This is a genomic window from Streptomyces sp. NPDC038200 (genome assembly GCF_055600785.1).
The window spans coordinates 77567-90033 of the sequence record NZ_JBVJYH010000016.1 but is presented as its reverse complement, the minus strand read 5'-3'; the positions used below and the strand labels follow the sequence as shown (position 1 = coordinate 90033).

Below are 12467 nucleotides of genomic sequence, written 5' to 3'. Positions count from 1 at the left end.
GCGGAGCCGGCCATGACCCCGGCCGCCCGCCGGATCATCCGCCTCAACAACGGGTTCCAGCTGTTGTTCAATCTGTTGTGGTGGATGCCCGTGTTCTACGCCTACCAGCGTGCCGCGGGCCTGTCGGACGGCCAGATCTTCGGCATCCAGAGCATCTACTACGTCGCCTTCTGCCTGTTCGAGATACCCACGGGCGTCGTCGCCGACCGCGTCGGTGCCCGCAACTGCCTGCGCGCCGGCGCGGTGGTCATGACGGCGGCGAACATGGTGCCGGTACTGGCACCCTCCTACACCGGCTTCCTCGTCCATTTCCTGGCGATCGCCGCCGGACGCTCCCTGACCTCCGGCGCGGCGAGCGCCTGCCTGTACGACGGCCTGCGCGCCGAGGGGGCGGACGCCCACTACCTCAGGGCCGAGGGCACGGCACGTGCCCTCGGGCTCGCCGCCAAGGTCGTCTGCTGGCCGCTCGTCGGACCGCTGATGTCCCTGGCCCACCAGTCGCCGTACGTGCTCAGCGCGGCGAGCGCCGCGGGCTCTCTCGCCTGCGCCCTGGCCCTGCCCCGGGAGACCGCCGGTGGCCCGGTCGCGGGGACCGGCACGCGCGGGCGGCGGCGCGGAACCCTGCTGCGGGACGTGGGCGCCTCCCTGCGCACGCTTCGGTCGTCACCGTGGCTGGCCCTGCTCATGGTGCAGGGCGTGGCGGTCTTCACGCTGTCGCGGATCTGCCAGGTCAACCTGTTCCAGCCGGTGCTGCTGGAGCACGGCATCGCGGAGAGCGGTCACGGCGGTGTCCTCGCGGCGATGACCGTCGCCGAGGCGGTGGCCTCCGCCAGGCCCCAGTGGCTGAGCCGGCGGCTGTCGCCCGCGACCTGGGTGTCCCTGCTGAGTGTCGCGCTCGCCGCGGCGCTCGCCGGCACCACGGTCGGCGGCCCCTGGGCCGTGGTGGGGTTGCTGTGCGCGTTCGCCGCGATCACCGGGTTCGGCTATCCGGTGCAGCGCAAGCTCATCAACGACGCCATCCCGAAGGAAGCCGCGCGTGCCACGCTGCTGTCGGTGGAGAGCATCGTGGACCGCGGTGTGTGCGCCCTGGCCGCGGTGGCCGCGGGCGCGTACCTGGCGGCGGGCCGGCTCGACGCGCTTCTGTGGCAGTCCGCCGCGGTCACCTGCGTGCTGATGCCGGTGCTGCATCTGGCCCTGCGCCGCGTGGGTCCGGCGGCGGCCATGCCTCGGACGCCTGGGGCACGCGGTGCCGACGCGGCCCCCGCCCGGGCCGTCGCACAGCCGCCGGCGGAGCCCGTCGCGCTGCCCGTGGACGAGGGCGCGGCCCCGCACCCCTGATCCGGACGGCGTGCGGGACGACGCGTTCGCAGGGGAAGCCGGGAGCGCTGCGATCACGCGTGCGACCGCTCCGGAACCGACCATCGGCGGCGAAGCGCGGACGCTGATCGTGGACAAGGCCCGGATCCGCCTCGGCCGGCCGGCCGAGCACACTGCCGAAGACCGATTCGGTCATCACCCGGGCCAGTTGGTCGCCGTCGGCGTCACCTGGGTAGCAGGAGGCACTGATGAACGCGGTGGCGACCGCCCTTCGCAAGGATCCCGCTGGGAGAGCGGCGCTCGTCGTGGACGGGCTGGATCACGTCACCCGCGTACACGGCGGGAGGACCAGGAGAGCGGACCCGTCGCCGGCCCTTGCCGAGGTACTCAGCTCGCTGCCGCTCCCAGCCGGCAGCGTGCTCATCGTCCTCAGCCAGTCCGGGACCCATCTCGCCCCCCTCAGACAGGCAGGGCCAGCCACCGTCGCCGTACCGGCGCTCGCGCAGGAAGAACTCCGTGGCACGGCCGAGCGGCTCGGGCTCCTCCCGTCGAAGGGAGGCGGCGAGGCCGAGGCCGTGTCGTGGAGCTGGAGGCGCACAAGGTCATCGAGGCCCGCCCGGCCGACGGGCCGAGCGCCGTGGAGATCCTCGGCAGCGCCACGTCCGGAGGCCACCGTGCCGGTACGCGCACCCGGCTGCTCCTCGACGCCCTGGTCCACCACGCGGTCGACCTCTCCCCCATGGATGGCCGCCGTCAGTAAGCCGGTTGCTCGATCGTCGCTGTCAGGACGGAAGCCGTAGTCCCGGTGATGCTGAGGAGGAGAGGCGACCGCACGTCCAGGCCGGCCAGGAAACCGGCGAGAGTTGTGCCTGCGAAGCCCGATGTTCGGACGACATCTCTCGCAAGGTGACGACAGCCGTCTGCGCCTCGTCTCGTTATGGCGATGACTGCGTGACCTGTGCGTGCCGGTCGCGTTCATCGGCTGTGCGAAAGATCATCACGTGTGGCCGCTGGATCTGGCGTGCTCCGGAGACTGGCATCCTCGGTAGCGTGACCATCTGCCGCATGGAGTGTCCATGTGTCCGGCTGGTCCGTGCGACGGCTTCCGACGGAGAATGATGAGACTGCGATGACTGAACTGAAGAAGCCCGAGGTCGACGTTCCGGAGGGTGAAGCACCTACCGAGCTGACCATCCGGGACCTGGTCGTCGGGGACGGGGCTGAGGTGAAGCCGGGCATGGTGGTCAGGGTCCACTATGTCGGGGTGACCTTCGAGTCCGGGAAGGAGTTCGATGCCTCCTGGGACCAGGGTCAGCCGTTCAAGTTTGCCCTGGGCAGTGGCAGGGTCATCAAGGGCTGGGACCGAGGGGTGAGGGGGATGAAGGTCGGCGGTCGGCGCGAGATCATCATTCCCCCGCGTCTCGGCTACGGCAATCAGTCGCCCTCTCCGTTGATCCCGGCGGGCTCGACCCTGGTCTTCGTGGTGGATCTGCTGGACTCGTATTCCAGCACAACCGGGTGGAGCAACGCCTAGCCCGGCGTTTCACTTGCCGCCGTGTCCGCGTAAGCCGATACGAACAAAGATCCGGACCATTTCCGGACCAGCCGCCGCCAGAGAGCCGCAGCATCGGCTGTTTCCGCTGATCGGCTCGGGTGCAACTGCTGCACCACCAGGAGAGGAAGAACCTGCTGGCCTCAGCATCGAATCAAGCCGCTTCCCACAAGCCTGCATCCAAGACGCGAGCCGCCTTCGTGATGCTCCCAGGCATCAGATGCCGGTAGCCCGGCGTGACTCCACCTCCAGCGCACCGGCAACGACTGCATCGAGGTCGCCTTCCGCACCGCGCGCGCCGCCGACCCGGCGGCCAAGCTCTGCTACAACGACTACAACATCGAGAACTGGACCTGGGCCAAGACCCAGGCGGTGTACGCCATGGTCCGGGACTTCAAGCACGCCAGCGTGACCAACGACTGCCTGGCGGTCGCGCGCTGTCTCGGCATCACCGTCTGGGGGCACGCGCCGCCGACTCCACCAGCTCCAGCTGTGGGACTGCCACAGCTGCGCCAACCGGCAGTGGACGTACATCGACACCGGCGAGCTCAGGGTCTACGGCGACAAGTGCCTGGACGCCGCCGGCACCGGCAACGGGGCCACAGTCCAGATCTACAGCCGTGGGGGCGGCGACAACCAGAAGTGGCGCCTCAACTCCGACGGATCCATCGTCGGCGTCCAGTCCGGCCTCTGCCTCGACGCCGTCAGGACCGGCACCGCCAGCGGCACCCTGATCCAGCTCTACTCCTGCTCGAACGGCAGCAACCAACGCCGGATCCGTACCTGATGGGGCCTGCCACAGACAAGGGCGCATCGACGACGGCCTGTGGCGCGGCTCTTCCCGCCCCTCCAGGAAGCCGTCCTTGACGGTCCCGGGTCGCCGCCGTGGTGTTGTCGACTGCCGGGGCCCTGGCCCGGGACCGCCGCTCACACGGGCGTCAGAATCCCTTGCCGGCCGGCACCGCGCTTGCGGGCGACCGCGTTGACGTACCGCGTCACAGCGGCCATGTAGTGGGAGTCGCTGCTCGCTTCGCTCGTCAGGCGATGGGGTCGTAGCCCAGGAGCCAGGCGGGTAGCCCGCCGAGGTCCCCTTCACCGCACACGTAGGGGCCGGGGCGCAGCAGCACCCACATCCTCTCCTGCCGACACAGCTGGATGAACCCGGCGAAGTTCCGCCGGTCGGTCGACAGGTCGAAGGTTCCCTGCCGCTCCTCCAGGTGGTTCCCCATCAGGTACAGCGAGATCGTGTTCAGCCCCATGGCCTTGGCCATGAGGAAGACTCCTCGTGGAACCTGCGCGGAGCCTGCTCGGACGATCGGCCGCCGGAGTGGCGGCCCGGATCGACAGGTTGCCCACCGGTCCTCGGTGACGCGGCCGACCGGCCGGTTCACCTCACATGGCCCGATACCCTCACGACAGGGACCAGCTCTGGCTGCCGGCGCTCGCAGCGGCTCCCCTCTCCTGGTCCACCGCCGCCTTCTCGGCGGTCGAGCCGTCCGCTACACCGATGTTCAGGCCGCCGCCTACGCCCACCAGCATGTAGGTACTGCCGGAGTAACTGCCGACCAGGTCGAGCGCCCACTGCTGGTTGGTGCCGCCGTTGCACCTGAACTGCTGCAGTTGCACACCGGTAGCCGTCGACTTGTACGGCACGTCCAGGCAGAGTCCGCTTTTCACACTGGTCAGCGTGTAGATGTTGTCCGCCACCCTGGTGAGGTTCCACTTCTGGTTGTCGCCGTTGTGGTCCGGAAACTGAATGACCTTGGCCTTTTCGTCCGGGTCGGCCCCGTATACATCCATCGCCATCGAACTCTTGGCATTGATCAGTTCATGGACTCCGGCGGACGGCAGCCCGCTGCCGGCGCTCCAGGTACCGGCAGCGGGATCGAGGGACCAGGTGGGGTACTGGCCGAGGTTGACGGACGTTCCTCTGATCGTCAGCGGCAGCCAGATCAGCTGGGAGCTGCCGAGGTCGTGCGGGTTCCATCGGTCGCCGGCGTAGAGGTACGTGGTGCCGGACGTGCCCTGCACGGTGATGATGTTCGCCGTCTGGCTGTTGTAGGTGTTGGTTCCCGGTCCGGCGAAGTCCCGGAACGACGACCAGGGTCCGCTCAGCGATGTGGCGGTGGCATAGACGTTGTCGTTGGTGGCCCAGCCCGACAGGTGGGAGCCGAACACGTAATAGAGGCCGTTGACCTTGACCATGGCGGGCGACTCGATGCTCTTGTCGTCGCTGCCGCCCAGGACCGCGACCGTGCTGTCCACCGAGAGGCAGTCGGCGGAGAGCCGGTCGACGCGCAGACCGTGCCGGCGGTCCTCGCTCAGCAGATACGCGGCGCCGTCGGTGTCCTGGAACAGGCCGATGTCACGGCTCTCGAAGCCGAGCGGCCGGAAGCTGCCCCGGTAGGTGTACGGCCCGCACGGCGTTCTGCTGGTTGCCACCCCGATCTTGGCCTCGGAGTAGCTCGGGTCGTCGATGTGCATGTACATCACGTACGTGCGTGTCGAGGAGTTGTAGATGACCTTCGGCCGCTCCACGATCCGGTCCGGCCCGAGGTCGCCGCTGCCCTGCCTCACCAAGGCAACGCCCTGATAGGTCCAGTTGGCGAGGTCGGTCGAGGTGTAGCAGGGGATGTTCTGGAATGACGCGTTGTCCTTGGTCCGCCCTGTCTTGTCCTCACCGAAGCCGTACCAGGTGTCACCGACGTTGACGATGCCCAGGCCGTGGAGCTGGAGGGTGTTGCCGTTCTGGTCGGTCCTGGTGGCTCCCAGGGTGAACGAGACAGTGGCCGCGCTCGCCTGCGCGGCGGGAAGCAGGAGTGCCGCAAGGCTGAGGAGCAGCGTCAGTAGCGCGGTGGCGACTGTACGGGGGCGGCCGCCGGGCCGGAGGTCCCGGGATCTTCCGATGGGCATGTCTCTCACCTCTCGTTCACGGTCCGTGGAGTCCGACGGGCTCAGTTCCGACGCGCGGTGGCCGTCGGTGCACCGACCTGGCCGACAGGAAGGGGTGCGGTCCCATTGCAGGAGACGTGGAAAGGGCGACGTACCCGCCTCAGCGCCACATCACGGCAGCCGCGGTCACATCGCTCCTTCCCCGCACCACTTGCAGCCCGGCACCGGCGATGATGCCGGCGGTAGTCAGCAGCAGGCAGGCCCGAACGATGGTCTGGGCTCTGGTGAGGCGAGGGAGCGGGGCGTTGGCAGCGACGGTGATTCCTTGCTCGCCTCCGAGTTGACCACGGTCGGTGTTCAGACCTGCTCGGTGGGGCGTACGAGCAACTCGGCGACGGCCACGCGCCGGGGGCGGGTGACGACATAGCCGACGGTGTCGGCGATGTCCTGGCCCTGCAGCCGCTCGATGTCGCCCAGGGACGAGGCGATGTACTGCTGGACGGCGTCCGGGTTGTGGGTGCGCAGTTCGGTGTCGACGATGTCGGCGGGCACGACCAGGGCCTCTCCGCCGGTGCCAGTGATGTCCGTGGCAAGGGCGCTGAGCCGGTCCTCTCGGCGGCCGACCAGGGCCACGGAGGCGCCCTGGCGGGCCGGCCCCAGGGCGGTGGCGTGGCCGATCCCGCTGGAGGCACCGGTGACCAGGGCGACAATGCCTTCAAGACGACGAGTCATGGGTTCAAGCCTTTCGACGAACGGTCACGCTGCTCGGGGGCCGTAGGGGACAAGGGGGTGACGGCCCATCGGTGAGGGCCGCGCGGGACAGCGGCCCTGTGTGAGGCCCCGGCCGGGCTGGGGCGCGGGTTGGTTTCAGGGAACCTTCTGATCCCTGTTCGACGAGCACCTGGGGACCCACCGCAGGTCTCTGCCTGGAGGCAGTCCCGCGCGGGAGGCCGAGAGGCCGCACCCAAGGGGTAGGAAGACCGGTCGTTCTTTTCGTTGACGATAGCCCCCTCGACAGACTCACGCCAGTGGTCGATCCACTTGTGGGCTCCCTCACCGGCCCAGCGCTGCCGCGCCATGACCGCAACCAGCACAACCGCCCCACCCGGCCCCCGCTGCAGCGTGTGGCGACCGGGTCCGGACAGGGAGAGCGCAGACGAAGAACGCGGCATGACGATCCTCGGGGCAGAGAGCAGCGCCCTGGGAACTCAAGGCGCAAAGACACGAGATCGATCAGAAACAAACGCCATCCAACAGCACGTCCATGACATCCGTTCGGAGTGTCGAACGTCAAGGGCTGTGCGCCGCCTTTCACGACGTGAGGTCACGCCAAGAGATCCGGTGATCACGCGCATGGCCGTGCTCCCATGGCTCCGCGCAGCCGTGCGGCGTGGTAATGCGCTCGACGAAGCGCGCGGAGAAGCCCAGCACAAGCCCTGTGCGGCCAGGAGATCCGACGTAAGCACCTCGGACATGCACTCAACCGGCCGCGGCAAGGGCTCCCACGCCAACCCATCAGAAAACAACATCTTCCTCGGCCCAGTGTCTTGACAGTCTTGCGTGAGCACGCGGTACAACTACGCCATTGGGCATGATGCGTTGACCTCGACCGCCGCGGACACATGCCCAGGCAGCCGTCGATGAAGAACGTTCACCGGTACTGCCTCATTGACCACCACTGATGCAGGCGGGGGATCCCTCCCTCACGCCATCGACAGGATCACCCATGACGAGCTCCCGTTCCCGTTCGCCGACCCGACCGACCCTCTCTCGGCGAATTCGGCACTCATCGGCGCGCTGCACAACACGCACGCCCGACTGCATCGCTGTGCGCCCCAACGCCGCGCCGCCACAGCCGCTTGAGATCGGTCACTCGCAGCATCCGTACGGCGCCATCGAGCCGGGCAAGCCAGGCAGGTAGCACCTTCATGCCTCGGCGCACGGACAGATCCGCACCTCCGGGGGACGGGTCCTGGGTACACGCGTGCCAGTCCACCGGCAGCGTCGCTGATCAGTCTCGCCGGCCCTCGAAACCGCGAGGCGCCCCCGGCCGGCCGCCGCTGCCGTGCACGTATCCGGTCCGGTGCTATCCGCCCGAAAGCCGCCCCCCAACCCGTAAACGCCGGCAGGCCGATATTCGGCATGCTCGGAACACCCTCAGGAAGGACGATCCTGATGCTTCCTCATACCCGACCACCCACCGTCGTCATGAGAGGCCGACGCTGCTGGACGGCAGTTCTCGCCGTCGTCGGGCTCTGCTTGGCGCTGGTCACCGGCGTGGCACCGACCCGTGCACACGCCGCGGCCGGGACCCCGATCAGCGTCGACGGCAATTCCCGGGGTCGCACGTTCGACGGTGTCGGAGCCATCAGCGGTGGTGGTGGCAACACCCGCCTGCTCGTCGACTACCCCGAGCCGCAGCGCAGCCAGATCCTGGATTACCTCTTCAAGCCCGGCTACGGCGCGTCCCTGCACATGTTGAAGGTGGAGATCGGCGGCGACACCAACACCACCGACGGCGCCGAATCCAGCATCGAACACTCACCTGGCAGCATCAACTGCGACAACGGCTACGAGTGGTGGCTGATGCAGCAGGCCAAGCAACGCAACCCGAACATCAAGCTGTACGCCCTCGCCTGGGGCGCCCCGGGCTTCCTCGGCGGCCACGACTTCTGGTCCACCAGCTCACCGTCGACGGTGGACTACCTCATGACCTGGCTCGACTGCGCCAAGAAGCACAACTTCACCATCGACTACCTCGGCGGCTGGAACGAGAGGTACGACAGCAAGAAGAGCCCCGCCTGGTACGAGGCCCTGCACGCCGCCCTCGTGCAGCACGGCTATGCCTCCACGAAGGTCGTCGGCGCGGACAACAACTGGCAGAACGCGGACGACATCGCGTCCAACTCCGAGCTGTCCAAGGCAGTAGACATCCTCGGCACACACTACCCCTGCGGCTACCGAAGCGATCAGAAGGACTGCTCCCCCACGCACAACGGCAGCAACGGAGCCGCGCAGGCATCCGGGAAACAACTGTGGGCGAGCGAGAACGGCTCGGACGACGCCGACTACGGCGCCGTGGCGATGGCCCGCGGTATCAACCGCGGTTATCTGGACGGCAAGATGACCGCCTACATCAACTGGCCCATCGTGGCGTCGATCTCCCCCAATCTCGACTTCAACGGCGTGGGCTTGATCCAGGCCAACCAGCCCTGGTCCGGCGCTTACAACGTCGGCCGCAGCACCTGGGCGATGGCTCAGACCAGCCAGTTCGCCTCCCCCGGCTGGAAGTACCTCGACAACTCCGGCGGCTATCTCGCCGGCGGCACCGACAAGAGCAAGGGCAGCTACGTCAGCTACGCGGCCCCGGACAAGTCCGCCTGGAGCACCGTCTTCGAGACCATGGACGCCACCGTCGACCAGACCGTCTCCCTCTCCGTCACCGGTGGTCTGCCCAGCGGCACCCTCCACGTCTGGACAACCGACCTGAGCGACGACCATCCGCGCATGGTGGCCGCGCCCGACCTGACGGCGACCGGCGGCGCCTACCAGCTCACCCTGAAGCCCAAGCACCTCTACACCGTCACCACCACCACCGGTCAGGCACCCGGAACCGTCACGGGCCCGCAGCGCACCATCCAGAGACTCCCCTACTCAGACACCTTCTCCGGGTACCACACGGGCTCGGAGGCCAAGTACTTCGCCAGCATGAACGGCGCCTTCGAGGCAGCGCCCTGCGGCGGAGGGCGCAGCGGCCAGTGCCTGCGCCAGATGACCACCACGACGCCGATCCAGTGGACCGACGAGTCCAGGAACCAGCCGTACACCACCATGGGCGACGTCAACTGGTCCAACTACACCGTCGCCGCGGACGTGTTGCTGGAGAAGTCGGGAGCCGGAGCCGACCTGCTGGGCCGCGTCGGCTGGCAGAAGAAGAACAACAACGGTCTCAACGCCTATCACCTGACCCTCGACACCGCAGGCAACTGGGCCCTGCAGAAGAGCGACCAGGCGTGGAACTTCACCACACTCCCGGACGCCAGCGGCAAGCTTGAGAAGGCGCCGGGCACCAACGCCTGGCACCGGCTCTCCCTCACCTTCCAGGGCAGCACCATCACCGCGAAGATCGACGACATCCAGGTCACCCGTCTCACCGACAGCAGCTACGGCGCCGGACAGATCGGGCTCGGCACCGTCTGGGACTCCGACACACATGGGTACTACGGAGTCCAGTACTCCAACCTGTCCGTCACCCCGGGTACGACTACGAACCTGAACGGGACCTACAAGATCGTCAACGTCAACAGCGGCCTGGCGCTCGACGCCCAGCACGAAGACACCGACAAGGGAACGCCGATCATCCAGTATCCCTTCAATGAGCGGTCGAACCAGAAGTGGACGCTGACCGCCGGCGAGGACGGTTACTACACCATCACCGGCGTCGGCAGCAACAAGGTGCTGGACGTGTCGAAGAAGACCACGTTGCCCGAAACCCAACTGCAACTGTGGGACGGCAACGACGGCACCAACCAGCAATGGGCGGTGACCCCCTCGACCGACGGCACCTTCACCATCGAATCCCGCAACAGCGGCCACCTGATCGACGTCTTCCACGGCTCAAAGGACGAACAGGCCCCGGTCATCCAGTGGAATCCGAACGGAGGCAGCAACCAGCAGTGGAAGCTGGAGAAGGCCGGATGACCGGCCCGCACTGAGCGGGGCCGCCGCGAGCCGCGGTCGACCGGGCCCCGACGACGGAATATCAGGGGCGGTGGACACCCGCTGGACGCCGTGCGCCTCCTCATCTGACGTGAGGCGGCGCACGTGCTCGCCCGGCCGAGACGGTCTCCGGGAAACCGACCGGCGCGGGAGACGCGTGCGTCGCCGCGCTCGCCGCCGGCCTGGCTGCCAAGCGGACCTGGCGTGATCTGCTGCGTGGCGCATGGCCCTCACGGCTGCCGCTCTGAGGCGGGCTGCTGGAGCTCCGAATGCGCCGTGCCGGGCCCCTCACCACACAAAAACCCAAGGAGGAGGTTCTCATGCGAATATGCAGACGTCTCGCTGCTCCGGTCGGCCTGGGCCTTGCGGCCTGTGCCCTGACCGGTACCGGCGCTACGGCCCACGCGGCCTCGGCAGCTCCCGCCTCCGGCACCGTGTACACCCTGACGAACGCCGCGAGCCACATGCTGATGGACGTCCAGTACGGCGCCACCAGTCCCGGCAAGCCGATCGTCCAGTGGCCGTCGAACAACGGGGCCAACCAGCAATGGCTCCTGACCCAGACCAGCTCCGGCGCGTATACCGTCATGAGCGCCCACAGCGGCCTGTGCCTGGACACCCCGGACCCGCGGAACTCCACCCCGCCTGTCCAGCTCGTCCAGAACAGGTGCGATGGCGCCGCCAGCCAGCAATGGAAGATCGAACCCGTCGGCGACGGCACCTACACCCTTGCCAACGCCGCCAACGACCGCCTGCTCGTCGACAACGCCGAGTCGTCCACCACCAAAGGCACCGAGATCATCCAGTGGCCGTCCGACGGCGGCACCAACCAGCACTGGACCCTCACCCCGCTCACACGGGTCGGCACCTACACCGCCGGCCTGATGTACAACGGACCCTCCTTCACCGACCAGAGCATCCGAATGGTCGCGCACACCAGCGTCGCAGGGTCCATGCTCCGCGTTCGACTGAGCAACCTCTACGGCACCAAACCGCTGACGATCGACGCCGTCGACCTCGCCCGGCAAAGCAGCACCCCCGGCACCGCCGTCCCCGGCACCCACCGGACCGTCACCTTCAACGGCAGCGCCTCCGTCACCATCCCCGCCGGGCAGGACGTCGCCAGCGACCCGATCCCGGTGGTCGTGGACGCGAACACCGACCAGCTCGTGAGCCTCCACCTGCCGGGCACGCCCGCCGGCACCACCTGGCACGCCGAGGCACAGGAAACCGCCTGGATCTCCACCGACGGCAACCACGTCACCGACGACGGCACCGGCAACTATCCGAGCACGAAGACGTCCTGGTACTTCCTCGACGGCCTGGACGTCGTCTCCCCGACCGCCACCGGAACCCTGGTGTGCGTCGGGGACTCCATCACCGACGGCGTCGGTTCCACTCGGGGCGCCAACCACCGCTGGCCCGACTACCTCGCCCAGCGCATGAACTCCGCCTCCAGCGGCCCCACCCTCGGTGTCGTGGACGCCGGCATCGGCGCCAACCGCGTGCTGACGGACGCCAACGCCGACAACCCCGGTCTCCAGAACCGATTCGACCACGACGTGCTCGGCCAACCCAACGTCAAAGACGTGATTCTGCTGGAGGGCATCAACGACATCGGCAGCAACATCGGCCCGAACGGATCCAGCCCGGTGACCGCCGCGGACCTCGAGAACGGCATGCAGGCCGTGATCCACAAAGCCCATGCCGCCGACGCGAAGATCATCGGCGGCACGATCCTGCCCTTCAAGGGTGCCGGCTACTACACGACCTACGGCGAGCAGGTCCGCCAAGCCGTCAACCAGTGGATCCGCACAAGTGGCGCCTTCGACGGCGTCATCGACTTCGACAAGGCGATGAAGGCCCCCGGCGACTCCCTGGCCCTCAACCCCGCCTACGACAGCGGCGACCACCTGCACCCCAACGACGCCGGCTATCAGGCGATGGCCAACGCCGTGAACCTCTCCTTGCTCACGCCGTGACACCG

8 protein-coding genes and 1 pseudogene are annotated in these 12467 nt (G+C 68.0%); 6 read left to right on the top strand and 3 right to left on the bottom strand.

The features are described 5' to 3' along the window. The first annotated feature begins 12 nt into the window (after nt 1–12). The 4 genes and pseudogenes from ACZ7KF_RS28540 to ACZ7KF_RS28525 form a co-directional block, all read left to right on the top strand. Nucleotides 13–1338, top strand: a complete 1326-nt coding sequence (locus tag ACZ7KF_RS28540) for an MFS transporter (RefSeq protein ID WP_471080938.1) — start codon at nt 13–15, stop codon at nt 1336–1338. Between the two features lie 559 nt (nt 1339–1897). Further along, a complete protein-coding gene (locus ACZ7KF_RS28535) occupies nt 1898–2077 on the top strand; it encodes a hypothetical protein (RefSeq protein WP_471081320.1) in 180 nt (59 codons plus the stop codon). Between the two features lie 369 nt (nt 2078–2446). Beyond that, nucleotides 2447–2851 carry an FKBP-type peptidyl-prolyl cis-trans isomerase gene (locus ACZ7KF_RS28530; protein ID WP_471080935.1) on the top strand — a complete coding sequence of 135 codons (405 nt, stop codon included), beginning with the start codon at nt 2447–2449 and terminating at the stop codon, nt 2849–2851. Nucleotides 2852–3112: 261 nt separating this feature from the next. Further along, nucleotides 3113–3656 (top strand): annotated as a pseudogene (locus ACZ7KF_RS28525) (RICIN domain-containing protein); the annotation flags it as partial. 250 nt (nt 3657–3906) lie between these two features. Here the strand turns inward: ACZ7KF_RS28525 and ACZ7KF_RS28520 are convergent. From ACZ7KF_RS28520 to ACZ7KF_RS28510, 3 genes are all read right to left on the bottom strand, one after another. Further along, nucleotides 3907–4140 carry a beta-galactosidase gene (locus tag ACZ7KF_RS28520; RefSeq protein ID WP_471080933.1) on the bottom strand — a complete coding sequence of 78 codons (234 nt, stop codon included), beginning with the start codon at nt 4138–4140 and terminating at the stop codon, nt 3907–3909. A 139-nt stretch (nt 4141–4279) separates the two neighbouring features. Continuing rightward, a complete protein-coding gene (locus ACZ7KF_RS28515; protein ID WP_471080930.1) occupies nt 4280–5782 on the bottom strand; it encodes an RICIN domain-containing protein in 1503 nt (500 codons plus the stop codon). 336 nt (nt 5783–6118) lie between these two features. Continuing rightward, nucleotides 6119–6493 (bottom strand): SDR family NAD(P)-dependent oxidoreductase, encoded by a 375-nt coding sequence (locus ACZ7KF_RS28510; RefSeq protein ID WP_471080928.1) that lies wholly within the window; start codon nt 6491–6493, stop codon nt 6119–6121. Between the two features lie 1476 nt (nt 6494–7969). Between ACZ7KF_RS28510 and ACZ7KF_RS28505 the strand changes: the two genes are divergently transcribed. Further along, nucleotides 7970–10462 carry an RICIN domain-containing protein gene (locus ACZ7KF_RS28505; RefSeq protein WP_471080926.1) on the top strand — a complete coding sequence of 831 codons (2493 nt, stop codon included), beginning with the start codon at nt 7970–7972 and terminating at the stop codon, nt 10460–10462. 338 nt (nt 10463–10800) lie between these two features. After that, nucleotides 10801–12462, top strand: coding sequence for an RICIN domain-containing protein (locus ACZ7KF_RS28500; protein WP_471080923.1), 1662 nt, complete (start codon nt 10801–10803; stop codon nt 12460–12462). The last annotated feature ends 5 nt before the right edge of the window (nt 12463–12467 follow it).

What these genes read in the sequence shown, in the direction of transcription:
- ACZ7KF_RS28515 (WP_471080930.1), bottom strand. Translation starts at nt 5,782, where the DNA reads ATGCCCATCGGAAGATCCCGGGACCTCCGGCCCGGCGGCCGCCCCCGT.
- ACZ7KF_RS28520 (WP_471080933.1), bottom strand. Translation starts at nt 4,140, where the DNA reads ATGGCCAAGGCCATGGGGCTGAACACGATCTCGCTGTACCTGATGGGG.
- ACZ7KF_RS28500 (WP_471080923.1), top strand. Translation starts at nt 10,801, where the DNA reads ATGCGAATATGCAGACGTCTCGCTGCTCCGGTCGGCCTGGGCCTTGCG.
- ACZ7KF_RS28505 (WP_471080926.1), top strand. Translation starts at nt 7,970, where the DNA reads ATGAGAGGCCGACGCTGCTGGACGGCAGTTCTCGCCGTCGTCGGGCTC.
- ACZ7KF_RS28530 (WP_471080935.1), top strand. Translation starts at nt 2,447, where the DNA reads ATGACTGAACTGAAGAAGCCCGAGGTCGACGTTCCGGAGGGTGAAGCA.
- ACZ7KF_RS28510 (WP_471080928.1), bottom strand. Translation starts at nt 6,493, where the DNA reads ATGACTCGTCGTCTTGAAGGCATTGTCGCCCTGGTCACCGGTGCCTCC.
- ACZ7KF_RS28540 (WP_471080938.1), top strand. Translation starts at nt 13, where the DNA reads ATGACCCCGGCCGCCCGCCGGATCATCCGCCTCAACAACGGGTTCCAG.